The sequence below is a fragment of the Caballeronia sp. GAFFF1 genome (assembly GCF_023630705.1).
Taxonomy (GTDB): domain Bacteria; phylum Pseudomonadota; class Gammaproteobacteria; order Burkholderiales; family Burkholderiaceae; genus Caballeronia.
In genome coordinates this window covers 1-20,691 of the sequence record NZ_JALQEM010000015.1, presented here as the reverse complement: position 1 = coordinate 20,691, position 20,691 = coordinate 1, and the positions used below count along the sequence as shown (strand labels likewise).

Below are 20,691 nucleotides of genomic sequence, written 5' to 3'. Positions count from 1 at the left end.
GAATCACCGAGTGAACGATTACAACGAGCGGACTAACAGGCAGCGCATGCGCGCCGTCTTTTCCATCAACGATCCGCGCTGGGGGCGGGGCGACGCCAATGGTGTAAAGAACGACGCGAAGCGTCCGCAAGACGGCAAGCGCGGCAACGGCAAGGAAGACGGCCCGCCCGATCTCGATGAGATGTGGCGCGAGTTCAACCGCCGGATCGCGGGCATCTTCGGCCGCAAGCCGGGCGGCGGCATGCCGCGCGACAACGGCCGCGGCACGAAGATCGGGGTCGGCATCGTCATCGGCGTGCTGATCGCGATCTATCTCGGCAGCGGCGTGTTCGTGGTGCAGGACGGGCACGTGGGCGTCGTTTCCCAGTTCGGCCAGTATCGGCAGACGGTGCCGCAGGGCATCCACTGGCGCTTGCCGTATCCGTTTCAGTCGCACGATATCGTCGATACGTCGCAGATTCGGTCGGTCGAGATCGGGCGCGGCGTCGCGCTCGCGCAGGGCAACGTGCGCGATGCATCGCTGCTCACGAACGAGGCGGATATCCTGGACGTGCGCTTCGCGGTGCAGTATCAGATCAAGTCGCCGACCGACTTCCTGTTCCGCAATCTCGATCCCGACCAGAGCGTGACCGAAGCCGCGCAAGCCGCCATCCGCGAGATCGCGGGCGCGTCGGCGACGGACGATCTGCTCTACAAGGACCGCGACACGCTGCGCGCGCGTCTCGCCGAGACCATCCAGCACTCGCTCGACGCGTATCGCACCGGCTTGCAGGTCACGGGCGTCACGGTGCAGAGCGTGCAGGTGCCGACTCAGGTGCAGGCCGCGTTCGAAGAAGCGTCGCGCGTGCGGCAGGACAACGAGCGCGCCCGCGACACCGCCGAAGCCTACGCGAATCAACTGCTGCCGCGCGCGAAGGCCGATGCCGCGAAGATGATCGACGAAGCGACCGCCTACAGCAATCGCGAAGTCACGCAGGCACAGGGCGACGCCGAACGCTTCAAGCAGGTCTACGCCGAATACTCGAAGGCGCCCGCCGTCATTCGCCAACGCATGTACCTGGACACGATGCAGCAGATCTACTCCCGCACCACGAAGGTCTTCGTGGACAGCAAGGCCGGCAACAACGTGGTGTATCTGCCGCTCGACAAGCTTGTTGAAGCGAATCGTCAGCAGGCGAAAGACGCAGCCGCGAACCCGGCCGACGCCGCGTCGGCCAGCGCGCCCGCTGCGGCTGGCGCCGAGGTGCGCCCGCAGAGCGCGACGGCAGGCTCGGCTGCGGTTCCCGCAAGCGGCGCGGCAGGCGCGAGCGCGCCGAACGCCGCGAGCGGCGCAGGCGATCCGCTGCGCTCGCGCGATGCGTTCCGCTCGCGCAGCCGTCAAGACGATCTGCAGTAAGGAGCGCTCAACATGAATCGGATCATTGCGCTCGTCGTAGCGGTCGTGGTCGTGCTCTTCATCGGCTCGTCGATGGTCTTTACCGTCGACGAACGGCATGCCGGCGTGGTGGCCGCGCACGGCGACAGCAACCCGCGGCTCGATGGCCCGGGCCTGCACTTCAAGCTGCCGCCGCCGTTTCAGACGCTGACGCTCATCGACACGCGCACGCTCACCATCGACGAGGGCGGGGCGGACCGCTTCACCACGTCGGACAAGAACGAAGTGCTGGTCAACACGGTCATCAAGTATCGCGTGGCGGATCCGCTGAAGCTTTTCGTGAGCAACGAAAAGAACACGCAGAGCGCGCAGGAGCGCCTCGCCGCGCTGACCCGCACGGCGCTTGCAAGCGCGTTCGCGAATCGCTCGCTCAGCGATGCGCTCGCTAATCAGCAGACGCTCGAAACCGAGGCGCAGAAGGCGGTGGAAGGGGCGGCATCGGGGTTCGGCGTGAAGCTGATCGATCTGCAGATGACGCGCGTCGACTTTCCGTCGGCCGTGGCGGATTCCGTCTACAAGCGCATGATCGCCGCGCGCCAGCAAGCGGCCGGGAACGAGCGCGCGAAAGGCACTGCGGACGCCGACAAGATCAAGGCCGACGCCGAGCGCGAGCAGCAGCAGATTCTCGCCGACGCCTACAGCCAGGCGCAGTCCATCAAGGGCGAAGGAGACAGCAAGGCGGCAGCCATCGCCGCCGATGCCTATGGACGCGACCCGCAGTTCTATCAGTTCTACCAGAGCCTCGAAGCGTACAAGAAGACGTTCAAGCCGGGCGACGTGATCGTGGTCGACCCGAGCAGCGACTTCTTCCGTTTCATGAAGAGCCCGAACGGCGGCGCCGACACGTCCGCCTCCGCCGCGCCGAAGCGCTGACCGCACCCGCGCCGCGCGGCTCTTTCGTCGCGCGGCGCTCATCCTCCGTAGACAATGGTCGAGACGATACTGCTCGCTCTTGCGTTGATGTTGATTATCGAAGGCATGTTCCCCTTCGTCTTTCCGACGGCCTGGCGCGATACGTTCCGCCGCATCGCCGAGCGCCCGCCGCATCACATCCGCATCGGCGGGTTGATCGCGATGGTGCTGGGGTTGATTCTGCTCGTTATCGCGACGTAGCCGCGAAGCTGCGTCTTTTCGCCTATCTTTGTCCTTATCCTTCCATGCGCGCCGCGCTTTGACGCGTCGCGCCCCGCAGGAAACGTATCGATGTCCACCTGGCTTCTTCCCGAGAATATTGCCGACGTGTTGCCGTCGGAAGCGCGCAAGATCGAAGAACTGCGCCGGCGCCTGCTCGACCGCTTCCGTTCGTACGGCTACGAGCTCGTCATGCCGCCGATGCTCGAATACCTCGAATCGCTGCTGACGAGCGGCGGCAGCGACCTCAATCTGCGCACGTTCAAGCTCGTCGATCAGCTGTCGGGGCGCACGCTCGGCCTGCGCGCGGACATCACGCCGCAAGTCTCGCGTATCGACGCGCACTTGCTGAACCGGCAGGGCGTGACGCGCCTGTGTTATGCCGGCGTCGTGCTGCACACGCGGCCGCGCGGCCTGCATGCCACGCGCGAGCAGATTCAGATCGGCGCGGAAATCTTCGGCCACGCCGGCCTCGAAGCGGACCTCGAAATTCAGCAGCTGATGCTCGATTCGCTGCATCTCGCCGGTCTGACGAAAGTGCGGCTCGATCTGTGCCATGCGGGCGTGCTGGCGGCGTTGCTGGACCTCGAGCCGGCGGCGGCATCGCTCGGCGAGGCGCTCTACGACGCGCTTGCAAGCAAAGACGTGCCGCGCCTGAACGAATTGACGGCGCATCTCGGTCAAGTGCCGCGCGAGGCATTGCGCGCGTTGCCCTCGCTGTACGGCGATGCCTCCGTGCTCGAGACGGCGCGTGCGCGCCTGCCGAATCTGCCGGTGATCGCCCGCGCGCTCGACGATCTCGCGTTCCTCGCGTCTCACGCGGATGGCGCGGAACTGATGATCGACCTCGCCGATCTGCGCGGCTACGCGTACCACAGCGGCGTGATGTTCTCGGCGTACGTGGATGGCGTGCCGAACGCGGTAGCGCGCGGCGGCCGTTACGACGACGTGGGCCTCGCCTACGGCCGGGCGCGCCCCGCGACGGGCTTTTCGCTCGACCTGCGCGAAGTGGCGCGCATTTCACCCGTCGATGCGCGCGGCAGTGCGATCCTCGCGCCGTGGAAGCACGACGAACCGCTGCGCGCGGCAGTGGCGGCATTGCGCGATGCCGGAGAAGTCGTGATTCAGGCGCTGCCGGGCCACGATCACGACCTCGACGAGTTCGCGTTCGACCGCGTGCTGATCGAACTCGACGGCCGCTGGGAAGTGGAAGCGCGCGTGACGCCGACGCGCGCAGGCGTCTGATCGGCAAGGACTTTTGCGAGGACGCGCGTGCGCGCCCCGACGTGGACGGAATCGCGAAACGCATCCCGAAAAATTCGGAACGCGCCGCGAACATAGGTAAAATACGTTTTTAACCAGCTAACGAATCAACATGTCTGCCAGTGCAGTGAATGTGAACCCAGGGCGCAATGTCGTCGTGGTGGGCACCCAATGGGGTGATGAGGGCAAGGGCAAGATCGTCGACTGGCTGACGGACCACGCCCAGGGCGTCGTGCGCTTCCAGGGCGGTCACAACGCCGGACACACGCTCATCATCGGCGGCAAGAAAACCATTCTGCGCCTCATCCCGTCGGGCATCATGCGCGCGGGCACGGCCTGTTACATCGGCAATGGCGTCGTGTTGTCGCCCGAGGCGCTCTTCAAGGAAATCGATGAACTGGAAGGCGCGGGCATCGACGTTTCGAAGCGCCTGTTCATTTCCGAAGCCGCCACGCTGGTTCTGCCGTATCACGTCGCCATCGACCAGGCGCGCGAAGCCAAGCGCGGCGCCGGCAAGATCGGCACGACGGGGCGCGGCATCGGCCCGGCGTATGAAGACAAGGTCGCGCGGCGCGGCCTGCGCGTGCAGGACCTGTTCGACCGCCCGGTGTTCGAGCAACGTCTCTCCGAAGTGCTCGATTTCCATAACTTCGTGCTGACGCAATACCTCGGCGCGAAGGCGGTCGATTTCCAGGAAACGCTCGATACGATGCTCGGCTTCGCCGACCGTCTCGCGCCCATGGTCACCGACGTCTCCCGCCGTCTCTACGACGAAAACCACGCTGGCCGCAATCTGCTGTTCGAAGGCGCGCAAGGCACGCTGCTCGATATCGACCACGGCACGTATCCGTTCGTCACGTCGAGCAACTGCGTCGCGGGCGCGGCGACGGCCGGCGCGGGCGTCGGTCCGCAGAAGCTCAACTACATTCTCGGCATCACGAAGGCGTATTGCACGCGCGTCGGTTCCGGCCCGTTCCCGAGCGAGCTGTACGATGCGGACAACGCGCAGCGTCAGGACCAAGTGGGCCTGAACCTCGCCACGGTCGGCAAGGAATTCGGCTCGGTCACGGGCCGCCCGCGCCGCACCGGCTGGCTGGACGCCGCCGCGCTGCGCCGTTCCATTCAGATCAACGGCATCTCGGGCCTGTGCATGACCAAGCTCGACGTGCTCGACGGCCTCGAAGAAGTGAAGCTGTGCGTCGGCTATACGCTCGACGGCAAGCCGGTCGACATCCTGCCGCGCGGCGCATCGGAAGTGGCGCGCTGCGAGCCGGTCTATGAGACGTTCGGCGGCTGGAAGGAAAGCACCATCGGCATCACGCAGTGGGACAGCCTGCCGGAGAACGCGCGCGCTTATCTCACGCGCGTGCAGGAAGTGGCCGGCGTGCCGATCGACATGGTTTCGACCGGCCCGGACCGCGACGAAACCATTCTGCTTCGTCATCCGTTCAAGGTCTGAGCGCGCGTTAGCCTCGACCTGAACCGGACGCTGTAAAGAATGTGGCCGCTTCATGCGGCCATATTTCGTATATAACCGCAGTATGCAATCGAAAGAGCCTCACCATGATCGCGATGACCGACCCGCGTAACGACGACAAGAATCTCTGGGTCAACTGGGACGAATATCACCGGTTGATCGAACTGCTCGCGCTGACCGTGCATGACTCCGGATGGAAGTTCGACAAGATCCTGTGTCTAGCCCGTGGCGGCCTGCGCGTGGGCGACCAGCTGTCGCGCATCTACGACCTGCCGCTCGCCATTCTCGCGACGAGTTCGTATCGCGAAGCCGCAGGCACGCAGCAGGGCGATCTCGACATCGCGCAGTACATCACCATGACGCGCGGCGAGTTGTCGGGCAACGTGCTGCTCGTGGACGATCTCGTCGATTCGGGCGTGACGCTCGCGCGCGTGCAGGAGCATCTGAAAGAGCGTTATCCCGCGATCACCGCCGTGCGTTCCGCGGTGCTGTGGTACAAGGCGTGCTCGAAGGTGAAGCCGGACTACCATGTTCAGTTTCTCGAAACGAATCCGTGGATTCATCAGCCGTTCGAGGAGTGGGACACCGTGCGTCCGCACAACCTCGGCGCGTGGATCAAGCGAGGCATGCAAAACGGCCGCGCGTAAGCAAATCACCGCTTTGTTTCGACAAGAGGCGCCGTTGCGCCCGGGCTTGCGCCCGGCGCAACGGCGTTTTGCATTTCGGGCCGCTTTCACTGCGAACCGCGCATCAAGCCAGCGGAAGGATGCGCGTAAGCATGCACGACCTGCCGACGCGTTTGGGGCGCGATGCTAAACTTCCAGTCGCGCCTGTCGTGGCAAGTGAGCAACATGCGAGAGGCCGTTTTTGCGCGCGGCGTTAGATAGAATGGCGTTCGGTTTTTTACCGCTCTGGACGGACATTTCGTTTTTATGACTACCCTGACTCACGCGCAAGAGCGCAAACAGCCTTTGCCTTCGCTTGCGCTCGCGGCCATCGGCGTCGTGTTCGGCGACATTGGCACGAGTCCTCTTTATGCGCTGAAGGAAGCCTTCAGCCCCTCGCACGGCATCGGTCTTTCCGAAGCCTCGATTCTCGGCGTCATCTCACTGCTCTTCTGGGCCATCGTGATGGTCGTCGCGATCAAATACGTGCTGTTCGTCATGCGCGCCGACAACAACGGCGAAGGCGGCGTGTTCGCGATGATGACCCTCGCGCTGCGCAGCGTGAAAGATCCCGGCCGACTCTCCGGCGTGCTGATGATGCTCGGCATCTTCGGCGCGTGCATGTTCTATGGCGATGCCGTCATCACGCCGGCCATGTCCGTCATTTCGGCGGTGGAAGGTCTGGAGATCGCCGCGCCCAAACTGTCGCCGTACGTGATTCCGATCACGATGGTCATCCTCATCATGCTGTTCTGGATTCAGCGGCACGGCACGGCGGTCGTCGGCAAGCTCTTCGGGCCGATCATGCTGCTGTGGTTCCTGACGCTCGCGGTGCTGGGCGCGTATCACATCGCGCTCGCGCCGGGCGTGCTGATCGCGCTGAATCCGTACTATGCGTTCTCGTTCATGGCCGACCATGTGCTGCAAGCGTATATCGTGCTCGGCTCGGTGGTGCTGGTGCTGACGGGCGCCGAGGCGCTCTACGCGGACATGGGGCACTTCGGCGCAAAGCCCATCCGCTTCGGATGGTACGGACTCGTGATGCCGTCGCTCCTGCTGAATTACTTTGGTCAGGGCGCGTTGCTGATGCATTCGCCCAAGGCCATCGAGAGTCCGTTCTTCCTGCTCGCGCCGGAATGGGCGCTGCTGCCGCTCGTCATTCTCTCGACCATCGCTACCGTCATCGCGTCGCAAGCCGTCATCTCGGGCGCGTACTCGCTCACCAGCCAGGCCATCCAGCTCGGCTACGTGCCGCGCATGAAGATCCTGCATACATCGGAACTGGCCATCGGGCAGATCTATATTCCGCTCGTCAACTGGATGCTCCTGTTCATCATCCTGTGCATCGTCGTCGGCTTCAAGAGCTCGGAGAATCTGGCGGCGGCCTATGGTCTCGCCGTGACCGCGACGATGCTCGTGACCACCATCCTCGTGTCGGTGGTCATGACGAACCTGTGGGGCTGGAATCGCTTTCTCGTCGGCGGGATGATCGCCGTGTTCCTCGTGATCGATATCGGCTTCTTCGGCGCGAGCCTGTTGAAGATCGAGCAGGGCGGCTGGCTGCCGCTGTGCATCGGCGGGGCGCTCTTCTTCCTCTTGATGACGTGGTACAAGGGCCGCATGATCGTGAAGGACCGCACGGCGGCGGACGGTATTCCGCTCATGCCATTCCTTCAGGGCTTGCTCGCGCATCCGCCGCATCGCGTGTCGGGCACGGCCATCTATCTGACGGGCAGCGATTCGCTCGTTCCGGTGAGCCTCTTGCACAACCTGAAGCACAACAAGGTGCTGCACGAGCGCACGATTTTCCTGAACTTCCTCACGCGCGACATTCCGTACGTGGACGACTCGCATCGTCTGGACGTGAAGGACATCGGCGGCGGGCTGTTTCTGGTGAAAGCGGCGTACGGCTTCAACGAAACGCCTGACGTGAAGGCCGTGCTCGAGCAGATCACGCGCACGCACGCCATGACCTTCGAGCTGATGGACACCTCGTTCTTCATGGCGCGCGAAACGGTCGTGCCGACGGAGCTTCCGGGCATGTCGGTATGGCGCGAGCGTGTCTTCGCGTGGATGCATCAGAACGCCGCGAAGCCCACCGATTTCTTCAGCATTCCGGCGAACCGCGTGGTCGAACTCGGGACCAAAATCGAGATTTGACCGCGCTCCCAAGCACGGGGCACAAACAAAAACCCACGCTGCGAAGCGTGGGTTTTTCGTTGGAGCCTGCCGAATCAGCGTTTGAGTTTCGCGAACGCCGCGGCCATCGCGCCTGCCGGTTCCGGCTCGCGGCGCTGGTTCGGACGCGCGTCGCGCCCGCCGGCGCCCGCGCGCCGATCCTGACCGCCGCGCGCAGGCGCACCGGCGTTCGCTGCGGATGCCGGCGCGAAGTCGTCGTCTAGGCGCATGGTCAGCGAGATGCGCTGGCGCTTGACGTCGGTTTCGAGCACTTTGACCTTCACGACCTGACCGGCTTTCACGACTTCGTGCGGGTCTTTGATGAACTTCGTCGACATGGCCGACACGTGGACGAGTCCGTCCTGATGCACGCCGATATCGACGAACGCGCCGAACGCCGCGACGTTCGTCACCACGCCTTCGAGCACCATCCCCGGCGCGAGGTCCGAGATTTTCTCGATGCCTTCGCGGAACGTCGCGGTCTTGAACTCCGGGCGCGGATCGCGGCCCGGCTTCTCCAGCTCCGCGAGAATGTCGCGCACGGTCGGCAGACCGAAACGATCATCGACGAATTCGGCGGGCGAGAGTCCTGCGAGCGCCTCGCGCTTGCCGAGCACATCGCCGACGTGCTTGTTGATCTTCGCGAGAATGCGCTGAACCACCGGATACGCTTCCGGGTGCACCGACGAGCGGTCGAGCGGATTCTCGCCGTTGTTGATGCGCAGAAAGCCCGCCGCCTGCTCGAAGGTCTTGTCGCCGAGACGCGGCACGCGGCGCAGATGCTCGCGCGACGGAAACGGCCCGTTGGCGTCGCGGTACTCGACGATATTGCGCGCGAGCGTCGCATTGAGACCCGACACGCGGGCGAGCAGGGCGACGGACGCCGTGTTTGCATCGACGCCGACGGCGTTCACGCAGTCTTCCACCACGGCGTCGAGCGAGCGCGCGAGTTCGCGTTGATTCACGTCATGCTGATACTGGCCGACGCCAATGGCTTTCGGCTCGATCTTGACCAGTTCCGCGAGCGGGTCTTGCAGACGCCGCGCGATCGACACCGCGCCGCGCAGCGATACGTCGAGTTCCGGAAACTCCTTCGCCGCGAGTTCGGACGCCGAATACACCGACGCGCCCGCTTCCGACACCACGATCTTTTGCAGCTTCAAGTCCGGATGCTTCGCGATGAGTTCGCTCGCGAGCTTGTCGGTTTCGCGCGATGCCGTGCCGTTGCCGATCGAAATCAGTTCGGCCTTCGTCTCGCGTGCAATTCGCGCGAGCTTCGCAAGCGAGCCATCCCAGTCGCGGCGCGGCTCGTGCGGGTAGATCGTATCGGTGGCGAGCAGCTTGCCGGTGCGATCGACGACCGCCACCTTCACGCCGGTGCGCAGACCCGGATCGAGACCGATCACGGCCTTGGGACCCGCGGGCGCGGCCAGCAGCAGGTCTTTCAGATTGCGCGCGAACACGCGAATGGCTTCGTGTTCGGCCTCTTCGCGCAGTTGCGTGAGCAGTTCGTTCTCGATATGCGGCTGCACCTTCACGCGCCAGCACCAGCGGCAGACATCGGAGAGCCACTTGTCGGCCGGGCGGTTGCGATTCGCTATGCCGACATGGTGCGCGATCATCGCTTCGCACGGATGCGGCACTTGGCCATCGAGTTCTTCGCCGAGACCGAGCTTCACCGACAGCACGCCGGCATTGCGCCCGCGAAAAAGCGCGAGCGCGCGATGCGACGGCACGGTGCGCACCGTCTCGCTGTAGTCGTAGTAATCGCGGAACTTCTCGCCTTCTTCGCCTTCCTTGCCGTCCACCACGCTCGATATCACGAGTCCTTGATTGAACAGATAGTCGCGCAGCTTGCCCAGAATCTCGGCGGTTTCGCCGAACTGCTCGGAGAGAATATCGCGCGCGCCGTCGAGCGCGGCTTTCGTGTCCGCGACGCCTTTCTCCGCATCGACGAACTTCGCGGCTTCGGTCTGCGGATCGAGCGTCGGATCGGCGAGGAGTGCCTGCGCGAGCGGTTCGAGCCCCGCTTCGCGCGCGATCTGGGCGCGCGTGCGGCGCTTGGGCTTATACGGCAGATAGAGGTCTTCGAGCACCTGCTTGCTGTCGGCGCCTTCGATCGCGCCGCGCAGTTCGTCGGTCAGCTTGCCTTGCTCGTCGATGCTTTGCAGGATCGCCGCGCGCCGGTCTTCGAGTTCGCGCAGATAGAAGAGGCGCTCTTCGAGCGTGCGCAGTTGAGTGTCGTCGAGATTGCCGGTGACTTCCTTCCGATACCGGGCGATGAACGGGACAGTCGAGCCTTCGTCGAGAAGCTGCACGGCGGCGGCGACCTGGCGCGGCTGCACGGTGAGTTCGGTGGCAATGCGCTGTACGATCTTGAGTGCTACGGTTTCCGTCATGATTGCGCTGTCTGCTGACTCGTCGGAAAGCGGCGCGGGCGTCCCGCATCGCCGTGTCCGGGCGGGCGGCGCTCGAGGCCTCGCGGCGCGCCGCGACGAGAGATGGGCCGGGTTTCTGAGCGGGGCATTTTGCCATAAATGCCGAAGCGCTCCGGCGCGCGGTGATAGAATTTCGGGACCGCGCACGCCCGTTTTTCACCTTCGCGCACCTGATTCCTTATCACGTTGCCGTTCATCAACTTGCTCAATTCTCGCCTTACGAAGCTCGCGCCGATGGCCGTTGCCGCCTCGTCGATATGCGCGCTTGCCGTCGTCTTGTCGCCGCATGCGACCGCGCAGACGCCGAAGCGTATCGACCCGACGACCGCGGTGAGCACGCAGCCGCTCGATGCATCCCAAAGCGGCACGGCCAGCGCCGACAGCAACGCGGACGCCGCCCTTCGCGCCGACTACGAGCGGCGCCAGAAGGCGCTCGACCAGCGCACGTCGGAGAACGACTATCGCTATGGCGTGAAGCAGCATGACTGCTACAGCAAGTTCTTCGTGAACCATTGTCTCGACAATGCGCGCACCGAGATGCGCGAGGCGCGTCAGCAAATCCGGCAGGAGCAACTTGCGTTAAACGACGAGCAACGCGCAGAACGCGTGAAGGAGCGCGACCGGCAGACGGCGTTGAAAGAGGCGCAATACGAAGCCGACGCGCCGCAACGCGCGGCCAACGAGCGCGCGAACCAGCAGGCGTACGAGGACAAGCAGCGTCAGAACGCGCTCGCCGCCGCCCAGCGCAACGCCGAAGCTCCGCAGCGCGCGGCTAACCAGAAGGCTTACGATCAGAAGCAGGCGGACTACCAGAAGAAGCTGGAGGACGCCCGCGCCCGCGGCGTGCAGGACGCGCAGGAGCGCGAACAGAAGGCACAGCGATTCGAGCAGAAGCAGCAGGAAGCCGCGCAGCATCGCGCGGAAGTGGAGGCGCGTCAGAAGGAAGCCGCCCGCAAGCAGCAGGAAAAGGCACAACAGGCGCAGCAAGCACAGCAAGAGCAGTCGAAGCAACAGCAACAACAGCAGCAACCACAGCAGCAGCAAGGCAAGTAGCGCCAAGTCGGCGCGAAGACCGGGCCCACCGGGCCGACCGGGTGTCCCGGGACAGGAGGCGAGCATGCAGCAACGCTTGAACGCACCCCGACAAACCGCAGCGGATGCCGCGATGATCCGCGACCGGATCGCGCAATTGCAGGACGAGCATCGCGGTCTGGACACGCTCATCGGCAAGCTGTCCGGCATCGACGACCTCGAGCTGCGGCGCTTGAAAAAGCGCAAGCTCAAGGTGAAAGACACCATTCTCCTGCTGCAATTGCAGCTGGACACGGATCCGCACTGAGCGGCCCCGACGCGTGGCGCAGTCGCCGGCGCGTGGCGCACGGCACGAAACCGCAGTATTCGCAGGATCAGGCTCCCTTTGAACTCTCCCGCCCAACCGTCCGATGCCGCGAGCGCGGCGCTCGCGCTGACGAACAAACGCAGCGTCGAACTCGATGCGATCTTCTCCGCCGATGGCCTGCTCGCCCGCGCCATCGACGGCTACCGGCCGCGCGCATCGCAGATCGAAATGGCGCGCTCGGTCGCGGCAGCGATGGAAGCATCCGGCCGCGCGATGCCCGAGCCCGCGATGTTCGAAGCGCAGCGCCGCCCGGCGCGCAAGCTCGGGCCGTCGGACAAGCCGCATGCGCCCGACGACGAGACGGCCGACGACGTCGGCATCGCGACGGCTGCGGCCGCCATCGACGGCGGCGAGAACACGTTGATCGTCGAGGCCGGCACCGGCACGGGCAAGACCTACGCGTACCTCGTTCCCGCCATGTTGTGGGGCGGCAAGGTCATCGTCTCGACGGGCACGAAGCATTTGCAGGATCAGCTATTCCAGCGCGATATCCCGACCGTGCGCGACGCGCTCGCCGTTCCGGTGTCGGTCGCGATGCTCAAGGGCCGCGCGAACTACCTCTGTCATTACTATCTGGAGCGCACCGCCGACAACGGCCGGCTGCCCTCGCGGCAGGACACGTCGCATCTGCAGGAGATCGTCCGCTTCGCGAAGATCACGCGCACGGGCGACAAGGCCGAACTCGCGAGCGTCCCCGAAAACTCGCCCGTCTGGCCGATGGTCACGTCCACGCGCGACAACTGCCTCGGCCAGGAGTGTCCGCACTACAAGGACTGCTTCGTGATGCAGGCGCGCAAGGAGGCGCAACAGGCCGATATCGTCGTGGTGAATCACCATCTGTTCTTCGCCGACGTGATGTTGCGCGATACCGGCATGGCCGAATTGCTGCCGATGGCCAACACCATCATCTTCGACGAAGCGCATCAGTTGCCGGAGACTGCGACGCTCTTCTTCGGCGAGACGCTTTCCACCACGCAACTGCTGGAACTGGCGCGCGATACCGTCGCGGAGGGCCTGAGCTACGCGCGCGACGCGGCGGACTGGACCAAGCTCGGCGCGGCGCTGGAGCGGGCGGCGCGCGACCTGCGGCTCGCGTTCAAGGAAGATTCGGCGCGCTTTTCGCTTGGTCAGCTTCCGGACGGGCATCCGCTCTTCGAGGCGCTCGATACGCTCGAAACGCATCTCGATGCCCTGGCGGCGGCGTTGTCGTCGCATGCGGAGCGGGCGGAATCGCTGCAGGCGCTCGTGCGGCGCGCTCGCGAGTTGCAGGACTTGCTCGCGGGCTGGACCACGCCGCCGACGCCGCTCGAACGCGCCGTTGCGGAAGACGAAGACACCGCGCAACAGACGGCGAAGGACGAGCCGAACGAGATGGTCCGCTGGGTCGAGGTGTTCTCGCACACGGTGCAGTTGCACGAGACGCCGCTTTCGGTCGCGCCGATCTTCGCGAAGCAGCGCGCGGGCGTGCCGCGTGCGTGGATTTTCACGTCGGCGACGCTCTCCGTGCGCGGCGACTTCACGCACTACGCGGCGCAAATGGGCCTGAACGCTCGCCGCTCCATGACGCTGCCGAGCCCGTTCGACTATCCGACGCAAGGGCTGCTGTACGTGCCGCGCAATCTGCCGCAGCCGTCGTCGCCCCAGTTCACGGATGCCGTCTTCGAGGCAGCGCTCCCGGTGATCGAAGCGGCCGGCGGCGGCGTGTTCGTGCTCTGCACGACGCTGCGCGCGGTCGATCGCATCTCGGCGCGGCTGCGCGACGTGATCGAGCGTCGCGGCTGGCAGAATCCGCTGCTGGTTCAGGGCGATGCGAGCCGCACGGAACTGCTCGACCGCTTTCGTGCGTACGGGAACGCGATTCTCGTGGGCAGCCAGAGCTTCTGGGAGGGCGTCGATGTGCGCGGTGATGCACTTTCCCTCGTCGTCATCGACAAGCTGCCGTTCGCGCCGCCGGACGATCCGGTGCTGGCCGCCCGGCTCGATGCGCTCACGAAAAAAGGGCTGAGCCCGTTCGCCGTGCATCAGCTGCCTCAGGCGGTCATCACGCTGAAGCAGGGCGCGGGTCGGCTGATTCGCGCGGAAACGGATCGCGGCGTGCTGATGATCTGCGACACGCGCCTCGTCGACAAACCGTACGGACGGCGCATCTGGCAAAGCCTGCCGCCCTTCAAGCGCACGCGCGAGCTCGATGTCGTGCGCGCGTTCTTCAGCGATTCGCGCAGTTCGGCGGTGGAACTGGCCGACTAGCCTTCCGTGACGCTGCGCACGTTGAAGATGGCCTGAGCGAGCCGCGCGGCGCGCTCGGCTGCGGCCTGCCCGGCGTCACGCGCGAGGCGCACGTGCATCGATTGACGGCCGTATGCACCGCCGAAGCTCGGCCGCGTGGCAGGCTTGCCGGCAACGGGCTTCGGCGCAGTTTCGCCGCGCCGCCCCGGCGCGTCCGCGAAAATGCGCGCGTTGACGATCGCGCCCGGCTTGACGCGAATGCCGTTAGTCGCCAGCACGCGGTTGACCTCGGCCGCCAACGGCTGCGTCCGTTCCCGCGACTGCAAATCACCGCGAAACTCACGGATGGCGCGCGCGTCGGGAAAGCCGTCGCGCTCGGCGTCAATACGCGCGAACCGCTGCAGGCCGATGCTGTCGATGAGCGCGTCCGCGCAATCACGATCGGACAGACCGAACCAGCTTTGCAGCAGGCAAATCCGCAGCATGCGCTCGGTGTTCGCCCGCGCCTCGAGGTTCGGCTGGACGATCGCGCACAGCGTCGGCCAGGGCAGCAAGGAATCCATCGTGTCGAGGAATGCGTCGCGCTGGGTGCGCGGAACCGTTACAGCCATACTGGTCTCTTGCAAAAAGCGGGGTGCAGGCGAGGACTCGCTTCGCTCCAATGCCTGCGAACGCCTTCAGGATTGCTAAATTTCGTTGCTAAATGGCAAAAATCTGGACGAAAAAATAGGGCGATTCAACGCCCTTGCAAACAAAGCCGGCGCAAGCGCGCCGGCCGTTCGATGCATTACCAGATCTGATACCAGGGCTTGTCCGTGCCCGGGCGACGCTTGCCGGTGACATACGGGCTGTCCGGGAACGTCGCGGCCAGCACGCGCTTGGTGTCGTCGGCGAGTTGCGGCTGATCGAGCCTCTGATACGACATCATCATGATATGCAACGCGTCTTCGGTCGCCGGGGCGTTCTTGTATTCGCGAATGGCGAGCTGCGCCCGGTTGATGGCGGCCACATACGCGCCACGGCGGAAATAGTAGTCCGCGGCATGTACTTCATGCGACGCCAGCGCGTTCACGATATAGCGCATGCGCTGGGCGGCGTCCGGCGCGTATTTGCTTTGCGCATACTTGTCGACGACCACCTTGAACGCGTCGTACGACTCGCGCAGCGACTTCGGATCGCGCTCGCTCATGTCCTGGCCGGAGAAGCGGCCGAAAAGACCGAGGTCGTCGTTAAAGTGGATCATGCCCTTCAGATAATACGCATACGCGATATCCGGATGATCCGGATGCAGGCGGATAAACCGGTCGATAGCCTGATCCGCCGAGGCGGTTTCGCCGTCCTTCCAGTTGCAGTACGCGACGTTGATCTGCGCCTGCTGCGCGAAGTGGCCGAACGGGTCGCGGCCTTCGAGCGCCTCGAAGTACTTGGCGCACTTGCCCCAGTCGCTGCCGGATAGCGCGTCCTGGGCCTCCGTATATAATTTGTTGTTATTCCATGTTGCCGTTTCGTCGGTTTTCTCGGGCAGGCCGTGGCAGGCCGTGACGATGGCGACGCTCGCGGCCAGCGCCAGATACTTGATCGATCGCTGCATCGCTTGATAAATGGTGTTGAAGGCTTGCATCAGTGCTTGCATTTCCTGGGCTGATTTCTGGCTTGCTTCTTAACTGATTCCAACTGTGTGCGGCAGTGCTTCCGGTGCAGTCTTTGCGCACGGCGCGCTGCTTGGTCGATCGCTTCGGTCGATCGCTTCGGGCCATCGCTTCGTTTCGCGGCTCGCAACGGTTGCGCGTGATGACTCGTATAGCTATCGGCTTCGATCGGGATCGCGGCCTGCTTCCCGTCAATCTCTCGTTCACATGACTCGCTCAAGTACTCGTCGTACCAAAGACCAACTCAAAGATTATAGCCCATGCGCCAACGGCAACGACTCGGCTTTGCCCGAATCGGAAGCCGGCGCGGGCCCGCAGCCAAGCGCCGACGCGCCCCGTACGGTGCGCGTGCCCGACGAACTCGCGGGCGACCGGCTCGACAAGGTACTTGCCAAGGTTTTCCCGGAGTTTTCGCGCAGCCGTCTGCAAAGCTGGATCGAAGAGGGCCGCGTGCTGGTCGACGGTGCGAGCGCGAAAGTGCGGCAGCCGGTGCCGCTCGGCGCGACCATTTCGCTCGTCCCGGACCTGTTGCCCGAGCAACTCGCTTTCACGCCCGAGCCGGTGCCGCTTGACATCGTGTACGAAGACGAGGCGCTCGTCGTCATCAACAAGCCCGCGGGGATGGTCGTGCATCCCGCGGCCGGCAACTGGAGCGGCACGCTGCTGAACGGCCTGCTGCATCGCTACGGCAGCGCCGCGGCCGGCTTGCCGCGCGCGGGCATCGTGCATCGGCTGGACAAGGAGACGTCCGGGCTGATGGTCGTCGCGCGCACGCTCAAAGCGCAAACAGACCTCGTGCGCCAGTTGCAGGCGCGCACGGTCAAGCGCCGCTATGTCGCTTTCGTGTGGGGCACCATGCCGGAGGACGGCACCATCGACGCGCCCATCGGCCGCGATCCGCGCGAACGCACGCGCATGGCGGTCGTGCAGAGCGCGGCGGGCAAGCCCGCGCGCACGCACTTTCGCACCATCGACAGGGCGAGATGGCAAGGCCAGCCGGTCAGCGCCATTCATTGCGATCTCGAAACCGGCCGCACGCACCAGATTCGCGTGCATTGCGCGCACGTCGGACATCCGCTTCTGGGCGATCCGGTCTACGGGCGCGCGCGCGGCAAGCGTTCGGTGACGCCGCTGCCGGACGGCTTCGCGCGGCAGGCGCTGCATGCGTGGCGGCTCGGCCTGATTCATCCGGTGACGGGCAAGGCAGTGCACTGGCGCGCCGACGTGCCCGAGGATATGACCGCGCTTGCCGCCGCACTCGGATTCGGACGCGAAGACGAAGCGGATTTCGACGACGAAGACGAAGACGAAGCGTTCGTGCAGGTCTACGAGGCGGATGAAGACTGGGAAGAAGACGAGAGAGACGACGATTACGAGGACGACGAAGCATGACCGATCCACACGCGGCGCAGCTACACGCACTGGACCCGAAACACTGCCTCTGGCCGCAATGGCGCGTGGCGCCGCGCGTCCGCGCATTCGTGACGACGCGCGCGGGCGGCGTGAGCGGGGCGCCGTATGACGGCGGCGCGCCGCAAGCCGGGGGGTTGAATCTGGGTCTTTCGACCGGGGATGCGCCCGCCGCCGTGCAGGAGAACCGCCGCCGCGCGCTCGCGCTGACGGCTGCGCGCGACGCCGCGTGGCTCGAACAGATTCACGGCACGCAAGTGGAAGACGCTCACGCCGTCATCGAGGCACGCGCGTTTGGGCCGACGCGCGCCGACGCGAGCGTGACGGACCGCGCGGGCGTCGTCTGCGTCGTGATGACGGCGGACTGCCTGCCCGTGCTGTTCTGCGATGACCAGGGCCGCGCGGTCGGCGCGGCGCATGCGGGCTGGCGCGGGCTTGCGGGCGGCATCGTCGAGAAGACGGGGGAGCGCGTGGCGGCGCTCGCGGGCGCGCCGGCATCGGCACTCAACGCTTATCTCGGACCGGCGATCGGACCGGATGCGTTCGAAGTCGGCGCAGATGTGCTCGACGCGTTCGTCGCCGCGAGCCGGGCACAAAGCCGGGATGCGACCGCCGCCGCATTCAAGGCAGCCGGCGCGCCCGGCACATACTTCGCGGACATTTACGCGCTCGCGCGGTTGCGGCTCGCTGATATCGGTATGGACGCGGCGCGCATTCACGGTGGCACGCACTGCACCGTGACCGAAGCGACGCGCTTCTATTCCTACCGGCGCGACCGCGTGACGGGCCGCATGGCCGCGTTGATCTGGCTCGCCGACTGATTCGCGAGCCGCATCACCCAACGCCCGAAAAGGCGCGGCAAACAGGCATTTCTTTCATGGGGGAAAACGATAATTATAAAAACATCGCGCTGCGGCAAAATCGGGACGAAGCATTGACATGCTTGACGCCCAAGCGCAAGAATGTTCCCAGGATTGTGTTCAATCGGGCACGGCGTAGCGAGGGCGGCTCCCGCCCGGCGCGCAAAGGCGCACCCATACTTTCGCGCGCTGGCCGAGACGGCCCGGCAATGCCTGCATCAGCAATCAGTCTTTCGAGACTCAGAGGTCAAAGGCGGGTATGGCTTCCAAAACATCCTCTTCATCTTCCCGCTCCCGTACCGACGCCGAAGACAGCACCGCGGCGCAGCCAGCAGCCGACAACACGGCAGGCGTACAGCAGGCATTCGAGCAATGGCTGAATGCGTGGCGCGCCGTCGCCGATCCGGCGCAGTGGGCGAAATTCACTCAACAGACGAATCCGGCGGCTGACGGCGCGTCCGGGAACGGCGGCGCTTCGCCTTTTTCCGCATTCGGCGGGTTCCCGTTTCAGGGTTTCGGCGGTTTTCCGGGTGCGCTTCCCGGTGCATTCCCGACCGCTTTTCCCACCATCGCGAGCATGCCGCAGATGCCGGACCTCGCGAAGATGAACGGTCTCGCCGAATTCGCGAAGCTCGCGAGCAGCATGCCGGGCTTCGGCGCGGCGATGCAGGGCCTGCCGACGTTGCCAAAGATTCCGACGGCGGCCATCGCGCCCGAGCGCCTGCATCAACTGCAAAGCGACTACACGCGCGACGTCGGCGAACTGATGAAACAGGCGAGCGGACAGAGCATCGATCCGGCTGCGCTCAAGGACCGGCGCTTCAAGGACACCGCATGGCAATCGACGCCCGCGTTCGCCTTCACGGCCGCGTGGTATCTGCTGAACGCGCGCTATCTCCAGGAACTCGCCGACGCCGTGCAGAGTGATCCGAAGACGCGCGAGCGCATTCGCTTCGCCGTGCAGCAGTGGGCCGCCGCGGCCGCGCCGAGCAACTATCTCGCGCTCAATCCCGAGGCGCAGAAGGCGCTCATCGAGAGCAAGGGCGAAAGCCTGCGTCAGGGCATGCTGAACCTGCTCAACGACATGCAGCGCGGCAAGATCTCGCAGTCGGACGAATCGGTCTTCGCCATCGGCAAGAATGTCGCGACGACCGAAGGCGCGGTCGTGTACGAGAACGAGCTCATGCAGCTCATTCAGTACAAGCCGCTCGCGCCGAAGGTCTACGCGCGGCCGCTGCTGATCGTGCCGCCGTGCATCAACAAGTTCTACATCCTCGATCTTTCGCCGGAAGGCTCGCTTGTGCGTCATGCGCTCGAATCGGGCCAGCAGGTGTACATGATCTCGTGGCGCAATGCGGACCAGTCCATTGCTCACAAGACATGGGACGATTACGTCGGCGAAGGCGTGATGCAGGCGATGAGCGTCGTCTCCGACATCTCCGGCGCGGACAAGATCAACACGCTGGGCTTTTGCATCGGCGGAACGCTGCTCGCCACGGCGCTCGCCGTGGAGAAGGCGCGCGGCAACGAGCCGGCCGCGTCGATGACCTTGCTTACCTCGATGCTCGACTTCTCCGACACGGGCGTGCTCGACGTCTTCGTCGACGAGGCGCACGTGGCGATGCGCGAGCAGGCCATCGGCGGCAAGAACGGCGCGCCGCCGGGACTCATGCGCGGCATCGAGTTCGCCAACACGTTCTCGTATTTGCGCCCGAATGATCTGGTCTGGAACTACGTCGTCGATAATTACCTGAAGGGCCGGACGCCGCAAGCGTTCGATCTGCTCTTCTGGAACAGCGATTCGACGAATCTGCCCGGTCCCATGTGCGTCTGGTATCTGCGCAACACGTATCTGGAGAACAAGCTGCGCGAGCCGGGCGCGGTCACGGTGCTCGGCGTGCCCATCGACTTGTCGACGATCACGACGCCGACATTCATCTATGGCTCGCGCGAAGACCATATCGTGCCGTGGAAATCGGCGTATGCTTCCGCGCCGCTGCTTTCCGGGCCGCAGACGTTCGTGCTCGGCGCATCGGGCCATATCGCGGGCGTGATCAATCCGCCGTCGAAAAACAAGCGCAGTTTCTGGATGCTGGATAGCGCGGGCGAGCGCCTGCCGGAAACTGCCGACGCCTGGTTCGAGGCCGCGAGCGAGCATCCGGGCAGCTGGTGGCCGACGTGGACGCAGTGGCTCGCGAAGCAGTCCGGCGAGCAGCAGAAGGCGAGCGCAGGGCTCGGCTCGAAGGATTATCCTGTGATCGAGGCGGCTCCGGGCCGTTACGTCCTGAAGCGCGACAGTTGACAGGCGCGAAGGATCGGCCGCAGCCACACCGCTCTAACATTCGATGCCAAAGGAAACGGAAATGACTGACGTAGTGATCGTATCGGCCGCGCGCACCGCGGTCGGCAAATTCGGCGGTTCGCTTGCGAAGATTGCAGCGCCGGAACTGGGCGCCACCGTGATTCGCGCGGTGCTCGAACGTGCGGGTCTGAAGCCCGAGCAAATCAGCGAAGTCATTCTGGGTCAGGTGCTGACCGCGGGCTCGGGCCAGAACCCGGC

The 20,691-nt window shown here is 64.9% G+C and carries 17 protein-coding genes; 14 read left to right on the top strand and 3 right to left on the bottom strand.

Annotated features, from left to right (window positions below; all coding sequences use genetic code 11):
• Positions 1 to 10 precede the first annotated feature (10 nt).
• The 7 genes from hflK (at position 11) to NCR37_RS07350 (ending at position 8,131) form a co-directional block, all read left to right on the top strand.
• Complete coding sequence (gene hflK, locus NCR37_RS07380; protein ID WP_250472435.1) at positions 11 to 1,396, top strand: FtsH protease activity modulator HflK; 1,386 nt, start codon at positions 11 to 13, stop codon at positions 1,394 to 1,396.
• Positions 1,397 to 1,408: 12 nt separating this feature from the next.
• A complete protein-coding gene (gene hflC / locus NCR37_RS07375; protein WP_250472434.1) occupies positions 1,409 to 2,308 on the top strand; it encodes a protease modulator HflC in 900 nt (299 codons plus the stop codon).
• Positions 2,309 to 2,362: 54 nt separating this feature from the next.
• A complete protein-coding gene (locus NCR37_RS07370) occupies positions 2,363 to 2,548 on the top strand; it encodes a DUF2065 domain-containing protein (protein WP_175940433.1) in 186 nt (61 codons plus the stop codon).
• 90 nt (positions 2,549 to 2,638) lie between these two features.
• Positions 2,639 to 3,811 (top strand): ATP phosphoribosyltransferase regulatory subunit, encoded by a 1,173-nt coding sequence (locus tag NCR37_RS07365; protein ID WP_250472432.1) that lies wholly within the window; start codon positions 2,639 to 2,641, stop codon positions 3,809 to 3,811.
• A gap of 130 nt (positions 3,812 to 3,941) precedes the next feature.
• Positions 3,942 to 5,288 (top strand): adenylosuccinate synthase, encoded by a 1,347-nt coding sequence (locus tag NCR37_RS07360; protein WP_250472430.1) that lies wholly within the window; start codon positions 3,942 to 3,944, stop codon positions 5,286 to 5,288.
• A 104-nt stretch (positions 5,289 to 5,392) separates the two neighbouring features.
• Entirely contained in the window at positions 5,393 to 5,953 is a 561-nt protein-coding gene (locus NCR37_RS07355) for a phosphoribosyltransferase (protein WP_175940430.1), read from the top strand.
• 285 nt (positions 5,954 to 6,238) lie between these two features.
• The gene (locus NCR37_RS07350) at positions 6,239 to 8,131 is read left to right on the top strand and encodes a potassium transporter Kup (RefSeq protein WP_250472429.1); all 1,893 of its coding nucleotides are present in this window, start codon (positions 6,239 to 6,241) and stop codon (positions 8,129 to 8,131) included.
• Between the two features lie 74 nt (positions 8,132 to 8,205).
• Here the strand turns inward: NCR37_RS07350 and NCR37_RS07345 are convergent, their stop codons facing one another.
• A complete protein-coding gene (locus NCR37_RS07345) occupies positions 8,206 to 10,548 on the bottom strand; it encodes a Tex family protein (protein WP_250472428.1) in 2,343 nt (780 codons plus the stop codon).
• Between the two features lie 273 nt (positions 10,549 to 10,821).
• Here NCR37_RS07345 and NCR37_RS07340 point away from each other — a divergent pair, with 273 nt between their 5' ends.
• From NCR37_RS07340 to yoaA, 3 genes are all read left to right on the top strand, one after another.
• On the top strand, positions 10,822 to 11,640 hold the full coding sequence (locus NCR37_RS07340; protein ID WP_250472427.1) for a flotillin family protein: 819 nt from the start codon (positions 10,822 to 10,824) through the stop codon (positions 11,638 to 11,640).
• A 64-nt stretch (positions 11,641 to 11,704) separates the two neighbouring features.
• Entirely contained in the window at positions 11,705 to 11,926 is a 222-nt protein-coding gene (locus NCR37_RS07335) for a DUF465 domain-containing protein (RefSeq protein WP_175940425.1), read from the top strand.
• Positions 11,927 to 12,004: 78 nt separating this feature from the next.
• Positions 12,005 to 14,233, top strand: coding sequence for a DNA repair helicase YoaA (gene yoaA / locus NCR37_RS07330; RefSeq protein ID WP_250472426.1), 2,229 nt, complete (start codon positions 12,005 to 12,007; stop codon positions 14,231 to 14,233).
• Here the strand turns inward: yoaA and NCR37_RS07325 are convergent.
• Together NCR37_RS07325 and NCR37_RS07320 are read right to left on the bottom strand one after the other, a co-directional pair.
• Positions 14,230 to 14,823: a transposase gene (locus NCR37_RS07325; protein WP_250472425.1), complete on the bottom strand. Its 594-nt coding sequence runs from the start codon at positions 14,821 to 14,823 to the stop codon at positions 14,230 to 14,232. The two genes, yoaA and NCR37_RS07325, sit on opposite strands and share 4 nt — an antisense overlap.
• A gap of 176 nt (positions 14,824 to 14,999) precedes the next feature.
• A complete protein-coding gene (locus NCR37_RS07320; RefSeq protein ID WP_502800498.1) occupies positions 15,000 to 15,803 on the bottom strand; it encodes an outer membrane protein assembly factor BamD in 804 nt (267 codons plus the stop codon).
• Between the two features lie 265 nt (positions 15,804 to 16,068).
• Here NCR37_RS07320 and NCR37_RS07315 point away from each other — a divergent pair, with 265 nt between their 5' ends.
• The 4 genes from NCR37_RS07315 to NCR37_RS07300 form a co-directional block, all read left to right on the top strand.
• Positions 16,069 to 17,253 carry an RluA family pseudouridine synthase gene (locus NCR37_RS07315; protein WP_250472423.1) on the top strand — a complete coding sequence of 395 codons (1,185 nt, stop codon included), beginning with the start codon at positions 16,069 to 16,071 and terminating at the stop codon, positions 17,251 to 17,253.
• Positions 17,250 to 18,092, top strand: coding sequence for a peptidoglycan editing factor PgeF (pgeF, locus tag NCR37_RS07310; RefSeq protein WP_250472422.1), 843 nt, complete (start codon positions 17,250 to 17,252; stop codon positions 18,090 to 18,092). Before NCR37_RS07315 ends, pgeF begins: the two co-directional genes overlap by 4 nt.
• 298 nt (positions 18,093 to 18,390) lie before the next feature.
• On the top strand, positions 18,391 to 20,433 hold the full coding sequence (phaC, locus tag NCR37_RS07305; protein ID WP_250472421.1) for a class I poly(R)-hydroxyalkanoic acid synthase: 2,043 nt from the start codon (positions 18,391 to 18,393) through the stop codon (positions 20,431 to 20,433).
• A gap of 61 nt (positions 20,434 to 20,494) precedes the next feature.
• On the top strand, positions 20,495 to 20,691 hold a 197-nt coding region (locus tag NCR37_RS07300; protein WP_502800496.1), incomplete at its 3' end, for a thiolase family protein.

Excerpts from the sequence above, each read along its gene's own strand:
- hflC (WP_250472434.1), top strand. The coding sequence starts at position 1,409 with ATGAATCGGATCATTGCGCTCGTCGTAGCGGTCGTGGTCGTGCTCTTC.
- NCR37_RS07370 (WP_175940433.1), top strand. The coding sequence starts at position 2,363 with ATGGTCGAGACGATACTGCTCGCTCTTGCGTTGATGTTGATTATCGAA.
- NCR37_RS07365 (WP_250472432.1), top strand. The coding sequence starts at position 2,639 with ATGTCCACCTGGCTTCTTCCCGAGAATATTGCCGACGTGTTGCCGTCG.
- NCR37_RS07360 (WP_250472430.1), top strand. The coding sequence starts at position 3,942 with ATGTCTGCCAGTGCAGTGAATGTGAACCCAGGGCGCAATGTCGTCGTG.
- NCR37_RS07355 (WP_175940430.1), top strand. The coding sequence starts at position 5,393 with ATGATCGCGATGACCGACCCGCGTAACGACGACAAGAATCTCTGGGTC.
- NCR37_RS07350 (WP_250472429.1), top strand. The coding sequence starts at position 6,239 with ATGACTACCCTGACTCACGCGCAAGAGCGCAAACAGCCTTTGCCTTCG.
- NCR37_RS07345 (WP_250472428.1), bottom strand. The coding sequence starts at position 10,548 with ATGACGGAAACCGTAGCACTCAAGATCGTACAGCGCATTGCCACCGAA.
- NCR37_RS07340 (WP_250472427.1), top strand. The coding sequence starts at position 10,822 with ATGGCCGTTGCCGCCTCGTCGATATGCGCGCTTGCCGTCGTCTTGTCG.
- NCR37_RS07335 (WP_175940425.1), top strand. The coding sequence starts at position 11,705 with ATGCAGCAACGCTTGAACGCACCCCGACAAACCGCAGCGGATGCCGCG.
- NCR37_RS07325 (WP_250472425.1), bottom strand. The coding sequence starts at position 14,823 with ATGGCTGTAACGGTTCCGCGCACCCAGCGCGACGCATTCCTCGACACG.
- NCR37_RS07320 (WP_502800498.1), bottom strand. The coding sequence starts at position 15,803 with ATGCAGCGATCGATCAAGTATCTGGCGCTGGCCGCGAGCGTCGCCATC.
- NCR37_RS07315 (WP_250472423.1), top strand. The coding sequence starts at position 16,069 with ATGACTCGCTCAAGTACTCGTCGTACCAAAGACCAACTCAAAGATTAT.
- pgeF (WP_250472422.1), top strand. The coding sequence starts at position 17,250 with ATGACCGATCCACACGCGGCGCAGCTACACGCACTGGACCCGAAACAC.
- phaC (WP_250472421.1), top strand. The coding sequence starts at position 18,391 with ATGGCTTCCAAAACATCCTCTTCATCTTCCCGCTCCCGTACCGACGCC.